Below are 18178 nucleotides of genomic sequence, written 5' to 3'. Positions count from 1 at the left end.
TGACCTGCACCGCTGCCACGCTGTGTTACGCCTACCGTGTTACGCCTACCGGGCGGACGACCACAGCGTCCCCCGCCGGCAGGCCGTGAAACTTACAGGAAATGGTGGCCGAGCCACCATGCGACGGCGGCGAGCGCCGCCGAAGCCGGGATCGTCAGAATCCAGGCCCACACGATGTTGCCGGCCACGCCCCAGCGCACCGCGCTCAGCTTCTGCGTCGCGCCGACGCCGACGATCGCGCCGGTGATCGTATGCGTGGTGGACACCGGAATACCGAGCCACGAGGCGGTGAACAGAGTAATCGCCCCGCCCGATTCCGCGCAAAAACCGCCAACCGGCTTCAGCTTCGTGATCTTCTGCCCCATGGTGCGGACGATTCGCCAGCCGCCGAACAACGTTCCAACACCCATCGACAGATAGCAGCCGCCGATCACCCACAACGGCGGCGCATCGGCGAGCGACGACGCATAGCCCGTCGCGATCAGCAGCATCCAGATAATGCCGATGGTTTTTTGCGCGTCATTGCCGCCGTGCCCAAGACTGTACAAACCGGCGGATACCAGTTGCAGGCGGCGGAAGCGCCGGTCGACCTTGCTGGGTGGCGTGCGGAAATAGATCCACGACACGGCCAGCATGAAGAACGAGCCGAGCACGAAGCCGAGCAGCGGCGAGACGAGAATAAACGTCACGGTCTTCATGAGCCCGTCGAAATTCAGCGAGCCCCAGCCGGACTTGGCGAGCGCCGAGCCCACGAGCCCGCCGATCAGCGCGTGCGACGAACTCGACGGAATGCCGTAGTGCCACGTGATGACGTTCCACCCGATCGCGCCGACGAGCGCGCCGAAAATCACGTAGTGATCGACGATGGCCGGGTCGATCGTGCCCTTGCCGACCGTCGCGGCGACTTTCAGGTGGAACACGAAATACGCGATGACGTTGAACGCCGCGGCGAACGCGACCGCCTGCTGCGGCTTCAGCACGCCGGTCGACACGACGGTGGCGATCGAATTCGCCGCGTCGTGAAAGCCGTTCATGAAGTCGAAAATCAGCGCGACGGCGACCAGGGCGGCGACCACCCAGATAGCGAGTTGTATCGATTGCATTATGCGTTTTCCAGCACGATGCCTTCAATGATGTTCGCTACGTCTTCACACTTGTCGGTGATCGTTTCGAGCAATTCGTAAATCGCCTTCAGCTTGATAAGCGTCTTGACGTTGTCCTCTTCGCGAAAGAGTTTCGACATGGCCGCGCGCAGCACGCGGTCCGCTTCGGATTCGAGCCGGTCGATTTCCTCGCACGCCTTCAGAATCTGGCTTGCCTGCTTCATGTCCGACAACAGTCTCACCGCGAACTGCACGCGCTCGGACGTCGCCGTGCAGATGTGCGCGAGCTGGCTCGCCTCGGAGGTGACGGACTGCACGTCGTAAAGGGAAATAGCGGTGGCGACGTCTTCCATCAGATCGAGGATGTCGTCCATCGTGGTGATGAGCTTGTGGATTTCGTCGCGGTCGAGCGGCGTGATGAACGTCTTGTGCAGCAGGTCGATGGTTTCGTGCGTGAGCTTGTCGGCAGCCTTTTCGGCCTTTTGCACGTTTTGCTTGTGGGTTTCCGCGTCCTGCAGATTGTCGATCAGCAGTTCGAGTTCGCGGCTCGCCGAGACGATGCACTCTGCATGCGCGTTGAAAATATCAAAAAACTTGCCCTCGGTGGGCATGAATCGACCGAACATTGGGATCCCGAAAATTGGTCACATAATGGCTGACATAAAACCGCCATATTGTACCGTTGCAGGATCGATGTCGCACTTTGCAAAGCGCGGTTACAACAGCGCCATTGCTTCGGCGCTGCTTTTGGTCGCGGCTTTCGTGCTACGTCATCGATTCGCGGCTGCTCGCCGCTTTATTTGCCGTGCTACTCACCACGCTACTCGCCGTAAAAATTCTGCGCGCCGGCAAAGTTGTCGAACTTCGTGAATTGGCCGTGGAACGTGAGCCGAACCGGCCCGATCGGACCATTCCGCTGCTTGCCGATAATGATTTCCGCCGTGCCTTTGTCAGGGCTGTCGGGGTTATACACTTCGTCGCGGTAAATGAAGAGGATCACGTCGGCGTCCTGTTCGATAGCGCCCGATTCGCGCAAGTCGGACATGATCGGCCGCTTGTTCGGACGCTGTTCGAGGCCGCGATTGAGCTGGGACAAAGCAATTACCGGTACGTCGAGTTCTTTCGCGAGACTCTTGAGCGAACGCGAAATCTCCGAGATTTCGGTCGCGCGGTTTTCGCCGGACGACGACCCGCTCATCAGCTGCAAATAGTCGATGATGATGAGCCCTAGCTTGCCGCACTGGCGTGAAAGCCGCCGCGCGCGCGAGCGCAGTTCCATCGGATTCAGACCGCCGGTTTCGTCGATGAAAATCTGCGCCTCGCTCATTTTCTGCACGGCGTGCGTGAGCTTCGGCCAGTCCTCGTCGGTCAGGCGGCCGGTTCGCATGCGGTGCTGGTCGAGCCGGCCGACCGAGCCGAGCATACGCATGGTGAGCTGGGAGCCTGGCATTTCCATCGAGAACACGGCGACCGGCAAGCCGTATTCGACCGCGACGTATTCGCCGATATTCATCGAAAACGCCGTCTTACCCATCGACGGACGCCCTGCGACGATGATCAGCTCGCCGCCGTGCATGCCCGACGTCATGCGGTCAAGGTCGACGAAGCCCGTCGGCGTGCCCGTCACATCGCTCGGATTGGCCGTGTGGTAAAGCGTATCGATGCGCTCCACCACTTCGGTGAGCAGCGGCCCGATTTCGAGAAAGCCCTGGGTGCCGCGCGCGCCGTCTTCGGCGATCGAAAACACCTTCGACTCCGCTTCGTCCAGCAGTTGCCGGACTTCCTTGCCTTGCGGATTGAACGCGTCTGCCGAGATTTCATCGGCAACCGAAACCAGCCGGCGCAGCACCGCGCGATCGCGCACGATCTCGGCGTAGCGCCGGATATTCGCCGCGCTCGGCGTGTTTTGCGCAAGCGCATTCAGATAGGCAAGCCCGCCGACCTCTTCCGCCTTACCCGAGGTGCCGAGCGCTTCGTACACGGTAATCACGTCGGCCGGACGCGTGGCCGCGATCAGCTTGCCGATGTGCTCGAAGATGATGCGGTGGTCGTAGCGGTAGAAATCGCTTTGCGACAGAAAGTCGGCGATGCGGTCCCACGCGGCGTTATCCAGCAGCAAGCCGCCCAGCACCGATTGCTCGGCCTCGATCGAATGCGGCGGGACTTTCAGCGACTCGAGTTGGGGATCTTTGGACGGTGCGTTCATGGAGAGGGATTATCGTGGAAATGAGGCGACCGCGGCCAGCAGGAAATCAATTTGACGCGCACAAAAAAACAGGGGCCGGTTGCCCGGCCCCTGCCTTTAGCCAGCAACTTCCTGGCCGATACTATCGGATGCTCGACGCAGCCGGTTTAAACGTGCTCGCCCAGCACCGACACCGTCACGTCCACAACCACGTCGGTGTGCAGCGAAACCTGGATCGGGTGGTCGCCCACCAGCTTCAGCGGGCCTTCCGGCAGACGCACTTGCGCCTTTTCCACTGCGAAGCCTTGCTTGCCCAGCGCTTCAGCGATGTCAGCGTTCGTCACCGAGCCGAACAGACGGCCGTCGACGCCGGCCTTCTGGCCGATCTGAACCGTCGAGCCAGCCAGCTTTTCGCCTTGAGCTTGAGCAGCAGCCAGCTTTTCAGCGGCGATCTTTTCGAGTTCGGCGCGGCGGACTTCGAATTCAGCCAGCGCTTCTTTCGTTGCACGGCGAGCCTGCTTGTTCGGGATCAGGAAGTTACGTGCGTAACCGTCCTTGACCTTCACGATGTCGCCCAGGTTGCCCAGATTGACGACTTTTTCCAGAAGAATGATTTGCATTCGGATGCTCCTTATCGCGTCGTCGGGTTAGGCCTTGTGCTGGTCGGTGTACGGCACGAGCGCGAGGAAACGCGCGCGCTTGATTGCCGTATCCAGCTGGCGTTGATAGTGCGACTTCGTACCCGTGAGACGCGCCGGCGTGATCTTGCCGTTTTCGCCGATGAAGTCCTTCAGCGTTTCGATGTCCTTGTAGTCGATGTACTCGACGCCAGCGGCCGTGAAACGGCAGAACTTCTTGCGCTTGAAGAGCGGATTTTGTTGCTGACGACGCTTGTCGAATTTCTTACCAGTCGGGCGGGGCATGTTCAGTCCTTTCCAATGTCCTGCAATGCTGTGATGTGAAATACCAGAGTTCTCGCGTTGCGGTGCTTTTTAGCCAGGAAGCCTGTGAAGAGCGTTTCGACGCCCATCGGACAGCTTTCCAGCTTACCGCTCGCCTCGCCTGCGGCTACTGCCTGCATGGTCAGTTCGACTTGCCGGGCAATCCCGGCTTCGACGACTTCGGTGCGGTGCTGCAACGTGCAGCCTGCAATCGGAACGCCGGCGGGTGTGTACCGCACCGGTTCGCGTTCGACGACGCTGGCCGTAAGTTGCAGCCGGTTCATGTAGCCTTTGGCAAGAGCGGCGCGCTGTGCTCTGGTAGCTTAAATTGGGTGTCTTAAGCCTGCGCTTCGGACGGTTGCGTAGCAGCCGACTTCTTGGCTTCTTCGCGCTGCACTTCCTTCATCATCGGCGACGGGCCGGTTTCGGCCTTCTTCATCTTGACGATGAGGTGACGCAGAACTGCGTCGTTGAACTTGAACGCGTGTTCCAGCTCGTCGAGCGTGGTCTGGTCGCATTCGATGTTCATGCAGACGTAGTGAGCCTTCGCGAGTTTCTCGATCATGTAGGCCAGTTGGCGACGGCCCCAGTCTTCGATACGGTGGATCTGGCCACCGTGCGAGGTGATCGTGCTCTTGTAACGCTCGATCATGGCGGGCACCTGCTCGCTCTGATCGGGATGCACGATAAAGACGATTTCATAATGACGCATACACACTCCTTGTGCTGACTTATGGATAGAAGCCACCCGGGCGTCGAACCGGTGTGGCAAGTGAGAAGCCGAAGATTGTAGCCCGATTGGGGCCGGGTTGCAAGGCATCGAACCGCGCCAGCACGCGGTTCGGGCGTGTTTTCAGGCATTTAGCGAACGCGCCCCGGTGCGGGCGCCGGCTTGCCGCGCCGGCTCAACCGCTCTCGGTGCGCGCGCTGCCGGCCGCGAGGCGCGCCTTGAGCGCCGTTTCCAGACCGCTCAGCGCCTCGGGCGCAGCGTCCGTGATCGCCCACCAGGTCATGCCCTCGGCGTCCCAGTGCGCGAGCGAATAGCCTTCGCGGGCAAGCGCCGCCGGCGCGCCGCCGTCCGTGCCGCCCGTCTGCGGGAACACGTAGACGTCGATCACGTGCTTGCGGTAACGGTAGACCAGCACGGCGACCCGTCGATGCGCGAGGTAATCGAGCCGCCCGCCTTCCAGCGCGAACCCGCTCGCCGCGAGGTCCTCGACCGGCGGCGAATAATCCAGCCGGCCGTTGAACCAGGGCTTGACGGTATGCCGGTCCGTCGAAATCACGTCGATGTCGCGGCCCGACACCTGCGCACGCACATGGCTCGCCACGAGTTCGTCGGCGAACGGCGCGAAGTCGGCGGGACGGCGCAGGTTGAGCGTCACTGTGACGGCCAGCGCGCCGAAGGCGACGACGAGCGGCACCAACCAGCCGGACGCGAGCGGCGCTGCCACGCCACGAGGCGCCGCCGGACGGCTCCCCCCGCCCAATGCGCCCTGCCCGCCCTCGGCGGAACGCCCGCCGAACCATCTGTCGATCCGATCGCGCAAACCATCGCCTAGCCTGCGCGGCCGCTCGCCGCCCAACGGCTGCGGTGCCGGCGCGCGCCCCGCCTGCTCCGCCTCAGCGCCCGCACCCCGCGCTCCAGCGTCTTCCGCCGCGCTTTGCGTCTCCGGCAAGCCCGCAAGAATGCGCGAGCGCAACGACTGCGGCGCGCGATGATAAGGCGCCGTGCGCAGCGCGTGGCTCATCGTCCGGAGGCTCTCGCTTTCGCGCCGGCAGGCCTCGCAGCTCTCGATATGCTGCTGGACGCGCCGTGCATCCGGCGCGGGCAATTCGCGATCGGCGTTCGCATCGAGGAGCGGCCGCGCTTCGTTACAGTCCATCTGGCGTCTCCTGAGCGTTGCCGGCGGACGCGCCGCCGCGGTTGTTGAGCGATCTGCCGTTGGCCACGGCCCGAAGCGGCGTCACCGACGCGCTCGGCGCGCCCGCCGCATCGCGCGGCTCGCCGAGGAGCGCCGCGAGCTTGCGCCGCCCGCGTGCGAGCCGCGACATCACAGTGCCGATCGGCACATCGGCGACCTGAGCGATCTCGCGATAACCCATCTCTTCCAGTTCACGCAGAATCAGCACCTCGCGATACTCGACGGGCAGCAGCGCGAGCGCCTCGTGCACGCGCTTCGCGTCCTCGTCGCGGATCAGGAGCGCCTGTGGATCGGCGCCGCCCGCGCTCCACCCCTCGAACGTGGCGTCGTCCATCGTGTCGTCGAACTCCACTGTTTCATGCGACGACGCGCGCCGCCGCCACTCCGTGTACCAGGTGCGGCGCACGATCGCGAGCAGCCACGGCCGCGCCGAATCGCCGCGGAACGTGTCGAAAAAGCGGAACGCGCGCATGAAGGCTTCCTGCACGACGTCGTCGGCATCGTTCGGATTGCCGCACAGCCAGCGCGCGAGGTTGTACGCGGCGTCGAGATGCGGCAGCGCGAGCTGCTGGAAACGGCGGCTGCGCGCGGCATCGGTCTCGCCGTTCGCGCGGGCAGCGTCTGAATCGGCGTCTGAATCGGCGTCTGAATCGATCTGGACCACCTCGGCCCTCCAGGGCATGTGCGGCTATGCGGTGCGGTTCGTCGTCAAGCTTCACATCGCATAACCGGCCATGCGCCGAGTTTATTCCCGCCGCGGCGCGCCGCTGACAAAAAACCGCGGCAGAACCCGAAACAGCGCTAATACGCGGGCCGGTTCCAGTAGTCCTCGCTCGCGTAAATCTCCTTCAGATAATCGATGAAATAGCGCACCTTGGCCGGCACGTAGCGCTGCTGCGGGTAGACCGCGAGGATGTCGTAGTCGGGCAGCGCGAATTCGTCGAGCACCGTTTCGAGTTCACCGCGCGCGAGCTGCTGCTGGATTTCCCACGTGGAACGCCAGCCGAGGCCGAGCCCTTCGGACACCCAGCGGTGCAGCAGTTCGCCGTCGTTGCAGTCGAGCGTGCCGCCCACGCGCACCGTGACGAGCTTGCCGTTGCGGCGGAAATACCAGCCGCGGTTCTGCCCGCCTTGCAGATTGAACGCGAGGCAGTTGTGGCGCGGCAGATCTTCGAGCGTTTTCGGCTTGCCGTGCTGGCGGAAATACTCGGGCGTGCCGCAGACCACGCGCCGGTTCGACGCCAGTTTCACCGCGACGAAGTTCGGGTCGACCGCGCCGCCGATGCGAATCGACAGGTCGTAACCCTCGCGCACCAGGTCCACCACACGGTCGGTCAGGTTGAACGACACCTGCAATTCGGGCTTGTCGGCGACAAACGCGGGCGCGAGCGGCGCGACATGCTTGCGGCCGAACGCGGCCGGCGCCGACACGATCAGGTGGCCGTTCACCGCCCGCCGCCCCGCGCTCAGTTCGTTTTCCGCCTGATCCCACTCGGTCAGAAGACCGCGGCAGCGCTCGAGAAACGCGGCGCCGTCTTCGCTGACGACGAGCCGCCGCGTCGAGCGGTACATCAGCTTCACGCCGAGGCGCTTTTCGAGCGCGTCGATGCGCCGCCCGAGAATCACCGGCGACACGCCCTCTTCCAGCGCGGCGGCCGCGAGGCTGCCTGCGTCCGCGACACGCACAAACGTTTCGATCTGCTTGAAGCGGTCCATGTCTGTCTCCTCACGCTTTTTTGCCCGCGTCGCCCGCCCTCCGGCATTCCATACTTTTTGTTTCGAAATAAGCGACGCGGACTGATCTTATCAAACCTTTAGGTCGAGCCTAAAGTGCGTTCAACAGCCTTAATCGCCATTTCCCAGGACATTCAGGAGACATTCATGGCCAAGATGAGAGCCGTCGACGCCGCCGTGCTGGTGCTCGAAAAAGAAGGTATCGACACCGCGTTCGGCGTGCCGGGCGCCGCCATCAACCCGTTCTACTCGGCGATGCGCAAGGCCGGCAACATCAGCCACGTGCTCGCGCGTCACGTCGAGGGCGCGTCGCACATGGCCGAAGGCTATACGCGGGCGCAGCCCGGCAACATCGGCGTGTGTATCGGCACGTCGGGTCCCGCGGGCACCGACATGATCACCGGTCTCTACTCCGCCCAGGCCGACTCGATTCCTATTCTGGCCATCACGGGCCAGGCGCCGCGCGCGCGTCTCTACAAGGAAGACTTCCAGGCCGTCGACATCGAGTCGATCGCCAAGCCCGTCACCAAGTGGGCGGTGACGGTGCGCGAGCCGGCGCTCGTGCCGCGCGTGTTCCAGCAGGCGTTCCATCTGATGCGCTCGGGCCGCCCCGGTCCGGTGCTGGTCGATCTGCCGATCGACGTGCAGCTCGCCGAAATCGAATTCGATATCGACACCTACGAACCGCTGCCGGTCTACAAGCCGAAGGCGACGCGCAAGCAGATCGAGGCCGCGCTCACGCTGCTCAACGATTCCGAGAAGCCGCTGATCGTCTCCGGCGGCGGCGTGCTGAACGCAGCCGCCGAGGACCTGCTCGTGAAGTTCGCGGAAACCGTCGGCGTGCCGGTGATCCCGACGCTGATGTCGTGGGGCGCGATTCCCGACGACCATCCGCTGATGGCCGGCATGGTCGGTCTGCAGACCTCGCACCGCTACGGCAACGCGACGATGCTCGCGTCCGACTTCGTGCTCGGCATCGGCAACCGCTGGGCGAACCGTCACACGGGCAGCATCGATGTCTACACGAAGGGCCGCAAGTTCGTGCACGTCGATATCGAGCCGACGCAAATCGGCCGCGTGTTCGGTCCGGACCTCGGCATCGTGTCGGATGCGAAGGCGGCGCTCGAACTGTTCGTCGAAGTGGCCAGCGAATGGAAGGCCGCGGGCAAGCTGAAGGACCGCAGCGCGTGGGTCGCCGATTGCCAGCAGCGCAAGCAGACCATGCATCGCAAGACGCACTTCGACAACGTGCCGATGAAGCCGCAGCGCGTCTACGAAGAGATGAACCAGGTGTTCGGCCGCGACACCTGCTACGTGAGCACGATCGGTCTCTCGCAGATCGCCGGCGCACAATTCCTGCACGTCTACAAGGCGCGCAACTGGATCAACTGCGGCCAGGCGGGCCCGCTCGGTTGGACGATTCCGGCCGCCCTCGGCGTGCGCGCAGCCGATCCGCAACGGCCGATCGTCGCGCTCTCCGGCGACTACGACTTCCAGTTCATGATCGAAGAACTCGCCGCCGGCGCGCAGTTCAAGCTGCCGTACGTGCATGTGGTCGTGAACAACTCGTACCTCGGCCTGATCCGCCAGGCGCAGCGCGCGTTCGACATGGACTTCTGCGTGCAGCTCGGCTTCGAGAACATCAACTCGCCGGAAATGAACGGCTACGGCGTGGATCACGTCGCGGTGGCCGAAGGTCTCGGCTGCAAGGCGATTCGCGTGTTCAAGCCGGAGGAGCTCAAGCCGGCGCTGCAAAAAGCGCAGTCGATGCTCTCCGAGTTCAACGTGCCGGTCATCGTCGAAGTGATTCTCGAGCGCGTGACCAATATTTCGATGGGCGCCGAGATCGACGCGATCAACGAGTTCGAGGAACTGGCCACGACGCGCGAGGACGCGCCCACCGCAATCAGCATCGCCGACTGACATCGCAAGACATCACCGGTTCGATCATGCAGGCGCGATGCGCGGCCGCGTTGCGCCTGCATGACGATCCACTCCACCGACCGACCAGCGAGACCTACGCACCATGCCGAAATTCGCAGCGAATCTCACGATGCTTTTCAACGAAGTCCCGTTCCTCGACCGCTTTGCGGCGGCGGCGGACGCGGGCTTTCACGCCGTCGAATTCCTGTTTCCGTATCCGTATGCGATCGCCGAGCTGAGCGAGCGTCTTCAGCAGAACCGGCTCAAGCTCGTGCTCCACAACCTGCCTGCGGGCAACTGGGAAGCCGGCGAGCGCGGCATTGCGTGCCTGCCCGATCGCGTGAGCGAATTCCAGGAAGGCGTGGGCCGCGCGATCGAATATGCGAGCGCGCTGAAGGTGCCGCAACTGAACTGCCTCGTCGGCATTCCCGGCGCGGGCATCGATGCCGACAAGGCGCGCTCGACCATCGTCGATAACCTGCGTTTCGCGGCCGGCGAACTGAAGAAAGCGGGCATCCGGCTGCTCGTCGAACCGTGCAACTCGTACGACATTCCGGGCTTCGCGCTGAACCGCTCGAGCGAAGGTCTTGACGTGATTCGCGCGGTCGGCTCGGACAACCTGTTCCTGCAATACGACATCTATCACATGCAACGGATGGAAGGCGAACTCGCGGCCACGATCAAAAAGAATCTGCCGCACATCGCGCACATCCAGCTCGCCGACAACCCGGGGCGCAACGAACCCGGCACCGGCGAAATCAACTACCCGTTCCTGTTCGATCTGCTCGACTCGATCGGCTACGACGGCTGGATCGGCTGCGAATACAAGCCGCGCACCACCACCACGGCCGGCCTCGTCTGGGTGCAGAGCGTGGCCGGGCAAACGCGCGGCGCCGCGCACGCGGCAGCGTGAGCCAGGCGCGATTCATCTTCACCGCATTGCTCGAACCGGGCGCAGCGCGCCTTTGAAGCACGTCCCCTCGCGGGCGCGCAAACAACACTGGAAACACTGGAGATTCAGACACATGGCAAAGATCGGTTTCATCGGGCTCGGCATCATGGGCGCGCATATGGCGCGCAACCTTCTCAAGGGCGGTCACACGCTGTTCGTGAACGGCGCGTATCCGGTGCCGGAAGACCTGGGCAAGAGCACGAACGTGGTGGCCGATTCCACCGCCGTCGCGCAAGCCGCCGACATCGTCATCATCATGGTGCCCGACACGCCTGACGTTGCTAACGTGCTGTTCGCCGACGACGGCGTCGCCGCCGGTCTGACAGCGGGCAAGCTCGTGATCGACATGAGCTCGATCTCGCCGCTCGACACGCAGGCGTTCGCGAAGAAGATCAACGCGCTCGGCGTCGACTATCTGGATGCGCCGGTGTCCGGCGGCGAGGTCGGCGCACGCGAGGCCACGCTCACGATCATGGTCGGCGGCCCCGAAAAAGCGTTCGCGCAGGCCAAGCCGCTCTTTGAACTGATGGGCAAGAACATCTCGCTGATCGGCGATAACGGCGCGGGTCAAACGTGTAAGGTCGCGAACCAGATCATCGTCGCGTTGAACATCGAGGCCGTGGCCGAAGCGCTGCTGTTCGCGTCGCGCTCGGGCGCCGACCCGGAACGTGTACGCAAGGCATTGATGGGCGGCTTCGCTTCGTCGCGCATTCTCGAAGTACATGGCGAGCGCATGACGAAGCGCACGTTCAATCCGGGCTTCAGGATTGAACTGCATCAAAAGGATCTGAACCTGGCACTCGACGGCGCACGCAAGCTAGGCATCGCGCTGCCGCATACCGCAAGCGCGCAGCAACTGTTCAGCGTGTGCGCAGCGAACGGCGGCAAGGCGTGGGATCACTCGGCGATGGTTCGCGCGCTCGAGATCATGGCCAACTATGAAGTCGCGCAGGCGCCGGATAGCGAGGCGAAAGCGGCCTGATGTCGCAAGGTTGCTTCGCGGCTTGCGGAGCAGCGTAGTAACACCGATTGCCGCCGACGCCGCTTCCTTCGGCACGTCACGGCAATCCAATGTGGGGCGCCTGTTCCGTCGCGCGGCATCGCGGCGGAGCGGGCAAATCGAGCCGCTCTGGGCTGAGAGCGGCAAAGTGGGGTCCGCAGCGGCACCCGGCGGCGCCGGGGAAGCCTTGGTCGGTCAGACGTCGTCGTCGGGTGTCCGGCTGTCGGATTCATCGTTATGCGCTTTCCGCCAATCTCTCGCAGCAGGTGCGCCATGCGCGCCGCCTGCCAGCGCCTGTCTTTGCAGATTCCCTCGCACGTTGGCTCGCAAGTCCGCTTGCATTTGCTTGCAACTCCGCGTCCGCGGCACGACCTTTTTTGACACTTCGGTCCGCGCTTTTCTCCTACACTCCCTGAGTCTGGTTGCAGCGTATCGGCGATCACGTACGGCTTGCCGATCATTGCAGCGCATGTGCCCTGCTTCGTTCGCCCGAGTCGAAACGACTTGCAACGACTCGCAACCAGTGTTCAACCCGTGAGCGGTATGTGCTTGCGCCGGTAACCCATCTGCAAAGGATTCAGAATGAGCATCTTTGGTGACATCGTGAACAAGCTCTTCGGCAAAGCGAAGCCCGACCAGCCCGCACCGGCAGTCGAGCCGACACCGGACCCGGCAGCGGCGCAAGCTGCCGCACCGCAGGCTGCACCGGCGCCCGCGCCGCTGGCCGATGTGGACGTCGCTGCCGTGATGGACCAGTTCGTCAGCGAGAGCGGCCAAACGTTGAACTGGCGCACGTCGATCGTCGACACGCTGAAGGCGCTCGGCGTGGACAGCAGCCTCGAGCATCGCAAGGAACTCGCACGCGAACTGAAGTACAGCGGCGACACGAACGATTCGGCGAGCATGAATGTCTGGCTGCACAAGCAGGTAATGCAAGCGCTGGCGGCGAACGGCGGCAAGTTGCCCGCGGATCTGGCGGACTGACGTCCATCGCGACAAACGTCAAGCTCAAACGATAACGCGGCGCCAGGTCGATGACCTGAGCGCCGCGTTGTCATTTGACGTTCATCTGCGGGACACGTTTCCGACTTTGAATCGGGCCGCTCGCGCGAGATCGATCAGTACGTATCGAACGCCTTTTGCAGTGCAACCGGCCCCGCGCCGCCCGCGGCCAACGCGAGCATCAACAGCACGCGCGCCTTGTACGGATTGAGCGAGCCGGCGCTGACGAAACCGAGTGCATCGTCGGCGGCTGCGCCGTTGCGCATCACATGTCCCGAACCCACGCGCGACGAACGCACGACGGCGACGCCCTGCGACGCTGCATCGGCGAGTGCCTGCGCAAGCGACGCGTGAATCGAACCGTTGCCCGTGCCCGCCACCACGATGCCGCGCACGCCGGCTGTCACGAATGCATCCACGGCGATACGCGATACGCCCGCATAGCTCGCGACGATCTCCACATGCGGCCAGTTCGCGCCGATCACGAACTCGGTCGCGCGCGTATGCGGACGCACGACGCTGCGCTGAAACTCGACGCGCCCGTCCTGCACCCAACCCAGCGCGCCAATTTCCGGCGACTGGAACGCATCGACGGCATAGGTGCTCGTCTTGACCACGTCGCGCGCGCTGTGAATCCTGTTGTTGAACGCAACCAGCACGCCCTGCCCGCGTGCGGCCGGATTCGCTGCAACGGTGACCGCATTCAGCAGATTGAGCGGACCGTCCGCCGACAACGCCGACGCCGGACGCATCGCGGCGGTCAGCACGACCGGCTTATCCGACTTGACGGTCAGATGCAGCAGATAGGCCGTTTCCTCGAGCGTGTCCGTGCCGTGCGTGATGACGACGCCGTCGATGTCGTCGGCGGCAAGCAGCGTGTTGACGCGTTGCGCGAGCGTGGTCCACAGCGGCATCGCCATGTCCTTGCTGTCGATGCTCGCAATCTGCTCTGGCGCGATGCGCGCCACCGTCGACAACGCCGGCACCACGGAGAGCAATTGTTCGACGCCGACCACGCCGGCCTGATAGCCGGAAGTGTTGGTGGCGTCCGCGGCGGCGCCGGCAATCGTGCCGCCGGTCGCCAGCACGGCGATGCGCGGCAGCGGCGCCGCAGCGCTTGACGAAGAGGAGGAAGTCAGTGTGTTCATGGCGGCGATTGTAAGCGATGATGCGCCGCCCTCTCGCGCCGTTGAAGTCCTCACAAACCCTTTGGTTGCTTAAGCGGATCGTTTAGGCAGATCGCTTAAGCAATCGCGCGCTCACACCGCCTCGCGCAATTGCACGGCGATTTCCGCCTCCGTCAATTGCGGCGCGAACATCTCGATCAGCCGATACGCGTACGCGCGCAGGAACGCGCCCTTGCGCAAGCCGACGCGCGTCGTGCTCGCTTCGAACAGATGCTGCGTATCGAGCGCGACCAGTTCCGTGTCGCGCTTCGGGTCATAGGCCATTGCGGCCACCACGCCGATGCCCATGCCGAGTTCGACATACGTCTTGATCACGTCGGCGTCGATCGCGGTCAGCACCACGTCGGGCAGCGCGCCCGCTTTCGCGAACGCCTGGTCGATATGCGAGCGGCCCGTGAAGTCCTGGTCATACGTGACGATCGGGAATTCGGCGATTTCGTCGAGCGTCAGATTCGGGCGGCCGACGAGCGGATGATCCTTCGGCACGACCACGACGTGATGCCACGAATAGCACGGGAACGTGACGATGTCCGGGAAACGGTCGAGCGCCTCGGTCGAGATGCCGATGTCCGCCTCGCCGTTGATGATCATCTGCGCGATCTGCTGCGGGCTGCCCTGACGCAGCGCGAGATGCACCTTCGGAAAGACCTCGGTGAACTGGCGAATCACTTTCGGCAACGCGTAGCGCGCCTGCGTGTGGGTGGTCGCGACCACGAGGTGGCCGCTGTCCTGATCCGCGAACTGGCGCGCCACGCGGCGCAGATTCTCCGCGTCGAGCAGCATCCGCTCGATCAGTTGATGCACCGCCTTGCCAGGTTCCGTGAGGCCGGTGAGCCGCTTGCCGCGTCGAATGAAGATGTCGACGCCGAGTTCGTCTTCCAGATCCTTGATCTGTTTCGATACGCCCGACTGCGACGTGTACAGCACGTTCGCCACTTCGGTCAGGTTCATGTTCTGACGCACGGCCTCGCGCACGAAGCGCAGTTGCTGGAAGTTCATGTTGAAGTGTCCGGTTCAGCGAAAATTGAATTATTGGAGTGGGTCGCGTTGGATCGAATCGGGTTGCGCATGCGTGCTGAGCCGCTCATTGCGCCGGAAATACGCGCAGCGCGCGCGGCACGGCCGTCACGCCGTCGCCGACCGCGAGTTGCAGCTCGCGCCATGATTCGCGATCGAGTTCGGCTTCGAGCAGATGGCCTTCGCGGCCCGCGAGTTCCACTCGCACCGAGCCGCCCAGCGTCACGACACGCCGCACATCGACGACGATACCTTCGCGGTGCCCCGCCGACTGCGGATACAACTGCAGATCGTGCGGACGCACATAGGCGAAAGCCGGGCCGCTGAAGTCGGTGCTGATCGCAACCGGCAACGCCGCGCCGTCCACCACGAAACCCCTTGCGTCGACCTTGCCGTGCAGCCGGTTGGCCGCGCCGAGAAACTCATAGACGAACGAAGTCTGCGGATGGTCGTACACGTCTTGCGGACTGCCGACCTGCTCCACGTGTCCATGATTCAGCACGACGATGCGGTCCGCCACTTCGAGCGCCTCTTCCTGATCGTGCGTGACAAAGATCGTCGAGATATGCAGGTCGTCGTGCAAACGCCGCAGCCAGCTACGCAGTTCCTTGCGCACCTTGGCGTCGAGCGCGCCGAACGGTTCGTCGAGCAGCAGCACTTTCGGTTCGACGGCAAGCGCGCGAGCGAGCGCGATGCGCTGCCGCTGGCCGCCCGACAGCTCCGACGGATAGCGTTGCGCGAGCCAGTCGAGTTGCACGAGCTTCAGCAGCTCATGCACCTTTTCGCGGATCACCGCTTCCGAAGGCCGCTCTTTCCTCGGCTTCACGCGCAGCCCGAACGCCACGTTCTCGAACACCGTCATGTGACGGAACAGCGCGTAATGCTGGAACACGAAGCCCACTTCGCGCTCGCGCGCGCCGACCGTGGCGACGTCCTGGCCTTGTAGTTCGACCTGTCCGCCATCCGCGTATTCGAGGCCTGCGATCACCCGCAGCAAAGTGGTCTTGCCACAACCCGAGGGCCCGAGCAGCGCAACCAGTTCGCCCGGCGGAAAATCGAGCGAGACGTTATCGAGCGCGACGAAATCGCCGAAGCGCTTTTGCAGGTTACGTACGGTGATACCCATTACAGCTCTCCTTGCTTGAGCGGGTGTTGCTGCGAGACTGATGTTTTGAGCGGCCTGGAGCCAGACGACGAGGCCGACGACGACGCTGGGGACGACGACGCCGACAGCGCCGACGGCAGCGTGACAGGACCAGCATGTGCGGGCACGTCGCGCACGTCCGACAGCTCCGCCGACATATGACGCTCGGCGAGCAGCTTGAGCGCGAGCGTCACGAGCGCGAGCAACGCCAGCACCGACGCCACGGCAAACGCCGCCGAGAAGTTGTATTCGTTGTAGAGAATTTCGACGTGCAGCGGCATCGTGTCGGTCTGCCCGCGAATGTGGCCCGACACCACCGACACCGCGCCGAATTCGCCCATCGCCCGCGCGTTGCACAGAATCACGCCGTACAGCAGGCCCCATTTCACATTGGGCAGCGTGACGCGGCGGAAAATCTGCCAGCCGGACGCGCCGAGCACATGCGCGGCTTCTTCCTCGTCGTTGCCTTGCGCCTGCATCAGCGGAATCAATTCGCGCGCGACGAACGGGAACGTGACGAAGATCGTCGCGAGCACGATGCCCGGCACCGCGAAAATAATCTGTATGTTGTGCGCCTGCAGCCACGGACCGAACCAGCCCTGCGCGCCGAACATCAACACGTAGATGAGACCCGAGATCACCGGCGACACGGAAAACGGCAAATCGATCAGCGTGGTCAGCAGCGCCTTGCCGCGAAACTCGAACTTCGCGATGCACCACGAAGCCGCGAGGCCGAACACGAGATTGAGCGGCACCGCGATCGCCGCGGTGATCGCCGTGAGCTTGATGGCGGCGAGCGCATCCGGGTCCGCGAGCGACTCCAGATAGAAGCCGAGCCCCTTGCTCAACGCCTGATAAAACACCGCGACGAGCGGCACGACGAGAAAGAGCGCGAGAAACAGCAGCGCGATGCCAATGAGAATCCAGCGCACCACGGGCGGCTCAGTCACGGGGTCGGGCCGGCGCGCGGCAGTCAGCGGCGCGCGTGCGGGCGCGGCATGCGCGTCAATGCTTTCGGCGCTTTCGGCAGGCTTGAGGGTTTCGACAGACTGGCGGCTCATTGCACACCTCCGCCAATCGCCGCGACGCTCGTCACGCTCGCTGCGGGCGCAGGACCGGAACCGCCGCGGCTCGTGCGCCGCTGCAAGTACCACTGCAACGTGTTGATGAAAAGCAGCATCAGGAACGAGACGACGAGCATCACCACGGCAAGCGCGGTCGCGCCTGCGTAGTCGTATTGCTCGAGCTTCGTGATGATCAGAAGCGACGTGATCTCCGACTTCATCGGCACATTCCCGGCGATGAAGATGACCGAGCCGTATTCGCCGAGCGCCCGCGCGAACGCGAGCGCGAAGCCCGTCAGCAACGCCGGGAAAACCGCCGGCAGCACGACGCGGCGAAACGTCAGCCAGCGCGACGCGCCGAGGCAGGCGGCGGCCTCTTCCTGTTCGCGCTCGAACTCCTCGAGCACCGGCTGCACCGTGCGCACGACGAACGGCAAGCCGATGAACGTCAGCGCGACCAGCACGCCCACCGGCGTAAAGGCGACCTTCAGGCCGAGCGGCTCGAGAAACTGTCCGATCCAGCCGTTGCCCGCATAGACAGCCGCGAGCGAAATGCCGGCGACCGACGTCGGCAGCGCGAACGGCAGATCGACCACCGCGTCGACGATGCGCTTGAACGGAAACGTGTAGCGCACCAGCACCCACGCGACCAGAAAGCCGAACACCGCGTTGATCAGCGCGCCGCCGAGCGCGGAAAAAAACGTCAGCCGGTATGAAGCAAGCACGCGCGGCGAGCTGACCGCGCGCACGAACTGGCTCCAGTCGAGGGTCGCCGTTTTCAGAAAAGTCGCCGCGAGCGGAATGAGCACCACGAGGCTCAGATAAGCCACCGTGATGCCGAGGGTCAGGCCAAAACCGGGCAACGCGCTCGGCTTTCGGAAGGTCAACGTCGTCATGCTCGTACTCTTTCAGTTGATGCTCGTGTTGCAGGCCTCGGCGTCCCGATCGGCCAAAAGCGCGCCCGCGGCGCGCTCCTTCACGACGCCTGACGGCGCGTCGCG

General features: G+C 63.8%; 19 protein-coding genes. 4 read left to right on the top strand and 15 right to left on the bottom strand.

From position 1 onward, the window contains the following. Positions 1 to 92: 92 nt before the first annotated feature. From CUJ91_RS07945 to CUJ91_RS07900, 10 genes are all read right to left on the bottom strand, one after another. A complete protein-coding gene (locus tag CUJ91_RS07945; protein ID WP_006048829.1) occupies positions 93 to 1103 on the bottom strand; it encodes an inorganic phosphate transporter in 1011 nt (336 codons plus the stop codon). Further along, positions 1103 to 1729, bottom strand: a complete 627-nt coding sequence (locus CUJ91_RS07940) for a DUF47 domain-containing protein (RefSeq protein WP_006048828.1) — start codon at positions 1727 to 1729, stop codon at positions 1103 to 1105. Before CUJ91_RS07940 ends, CUJ91_RS07945 begins: the two co-directional genes overlap by 1 nt. Positions 1730 to 1923: 194 nt before the next feature. Beyond that, positions 1924 to 3309, bottom strand: a complete 1386-nt coding sequence (locus CUJ91_RS07935; protein ID WP_006048827.1) for a replicative DNA helicase — start codon at positions 3307 to 3309, stop codon at positions 1924 to 1926. A gap of 146 nt (positions 3310 to 3455) precedes the next feature. Continuing rightward, positions 3456 to 3908 (bottom strand): 50S ribosomal protein L9, encoded by a 453-nt coding sequence (gene rplI, locus CUJ91_RS07930; RefSeq protein WP_006048826.1) that lies wholly within the window; start codon positions 3906 to 3908, stop codon positions 3456 to 3458. Between the two features lie 27 nt (positions 3909 to 3935). After that, positions 3936 to 4211 carry a 30S ribosomal protein S18 gene (rpsR, locus tag CUJ91_RS07925; RefSeq protein WP_006048825.1) on the bottom strand — a complete coding sequence of 92 codons (276 nt, stop codon included), beginning with the start codon at positions 4209 to 4211 and terminating at the stop codon, positions 3936 to 3938. A gap of 2 nt (positions 4212 to 4213) precedes the next feature. Then, positions 4214 to 4513, bottom strand: a complete 300-nt coding sequence (gene priB / locus CUJ91_RS07920) for a primosomal replication protein N (RefSeq protein WP_006048824.1) — start codon at positions 4511 to 4513, stop codon at positions 4214 to 4216. Positions 4514 to 4566: 53 nt separating this feature from the next. Further along, entirely contained in the window at positions 4567 to 4941 is a 375-nt protein-coding gene (rpsF, locus tag CUJ91_RS07915) for a 30S ribosomal protein S6 (protein ID WP_006048823.1), read from the bottom strand. A gap of 193 nt (positions 4942 to 5134) precedes the next feature. Beyond that, the gene (locus CUJ91_RS07910) at positions 5135 to 6115 is read right to left on the bottom strand and encodes an anti-sigma factor family protein (protein ID WP_107707678.1); all 981 of its coding nucleotides are present in this window, start codon (positions 6113 to 6115) and stop codon (positions 5135 to 5137) included. Next, complete coding sequence (locus CUJ91_RS07905) at positions 6105 to 6818, bottom strand: RNA polymerase sigma factor (protein WP_374710193.1); 714 nt, start codon at positions 6816 to 6818, stop codon at positions 6105 to 6107. The genes CUJ91_RS07910 and CUJ91_RS07905 overlap by 11 nt, the downstream gene beginning before the upstream one ends. 137 nt (positions 6819 to 6955) lie before the next feature. After that, entirely contained in the window at positions 6956 to 7870 is a 915-nt protein-coding gene (locus tag CUJ91_RS07900; protein WP_107707676.1) for a LysR family transcriptional regulator, read from the bottom strand. A 165-nt stretch (positions 7871 to 8035) separates the two neighbouring features. On the opposite strand from CUJ91_RS07900, the gene gcl reads away from it, so the two are divergent. The 4 genes from gcl to CUJ91_RS07880 all read left to right on the top strand — a co-directional run bounded on the left by gcl (position 8036) and on the right by CUJ91_RS07880 (position 12747). Continuing rightward, positions 8036 to 9811, top strand: a complete 1776-nt coding sequence (gene gcl / locus CUJ91_RS07895; protein WP_006048819.1) for a glyoxylate carboligase — start codon at positions 8036 to 8038, stop codon at positions 9809 to 9811. Positions 9812 to 9914: 103 nt separating this feature from the next. Then, positions 9915 to 10724: a hydroxypyruvate isomerase gene (gene hyi, locus CUJ91_RS07890; RefSeq protein ID WP_006048818.1), complete on the top strand. Its 810-nt coding sequence runs from the start codon at positions 9915 to 9917 to the stop codon at positions 10722 to 10724. A gap of 112 nt (positions 10725 to 10836) precedes the next feature. After that, entirely contained in the window at positions 10837 to 11745 is a 909-nt protein-coding gene (locus tag CUJ91_RS07885; RefSeq protein ID WP_006048817.1) for a 2-hydroxy-3-oxopropionate reductase, read from the top strand. A gap of 600 nt (positions 11746 to 12345) precedes the next feature. Next, positions 12346 to 12747, top strand: a complete 402-nt coding sequence (locus tag CUJ91_RS07880) for a DUF3597 domain-containing protein (RefSeq protein WP_006048815.1) — start codon at positions 12346 to 12348, stop codon at positions 12745 to 12747. A gap of 134 nt (positions 12748 to 12881) precedes the next feature. Here CUJ91_RS07880 and CUJ91_RS07875 read toward each other — a convergent pair whose 3' ends face one another. The 5 genes from CUJ91_RS07875 to cysT all read right to left on the bottom strand — a co-directional run bounded on the left by CUJ91_RS07875 (position 12882) and on the right by cysT (position 18073). After that, positions 12882 to 13913: an asparaginase gene (locus tag CUJ91_RS07875; protein WP_107707675.1), complete on the bottom strand. Its 1032-nt coding sequence runs from the start codon at positions 13911 to 13913 to the stop codon at positions 12882 to 12884. Between the two features lie 111 nt (positions 13914 to 14024). After that, a complete protein-coding gene (locus CUJ91_RS07870) occupies positions 14025 to 14951 on the bottom strand; it encodes a CysB family HTH-type transcriptional regulator (protein WP_006048813.1) in 927 nt (308 codons plus the stop codon). 85 nt (positions 14952 to 15036) lie between these two features. Then, the gene (locus CUJ91_RS07865; RefSeq protein WP_107707674.1) at positions 15037 to 16095 is read right to left on the bottom strand and encodes a sulfate/molybdate ABC transporter ATP-binding protein; all 1059 of its coding nucleotides are present in this window, start codon (positions 16093 to 16095) and stop codon (positions 15037 to 15039) included. Beyond that, the gene (cysW, locus tag CUJ91_RS07860) at positions 16095 to 17174 is read right to left on the bottom strand and encodes a sulfate ABC transporter permease subunit CysW (protein ID WP_181324884.1); all 1080 of its coding nucleotides are present in this window, start codon (positions 17172 to 17174) and stop codon (positions 16095 to 16097) included. The genes CUJ91_RS07865 and cysW overlap by 1 nt, the downstream gene beginning before the upstream one ends. Continuing rightward, on the bottom strand, positions 17171 to 18073 hold the full coding sequence (gene cysT / locus CUJ91_RS07855; protein ID WP_006048810.1) for a sulfate ABC transporter permease subunit CysT: 903 nt from the start codon (positions 18071 to 18073) through the stop codon (positions 17171 to 17173). Before cysT ends, cysW begins: the two co-directional genes overlap by 4 nt. Positions 18074 to 18178 lie beyond the last annotated feature (105 nt).

This window comes from Paraburkholderia graminis (genome assembly GCF_003330785.1).
Classification (GTDB): domain Bacteria; phylum Pseudomonadota; class Gammaproteobacteria; order Burkholderiales; family Burkholderiaceae; genus Paraburkholderia; species Paraburkholderia graminis.
This window is presented reverse-complemented; position numbering and strand designations above follow the sequence as displayed.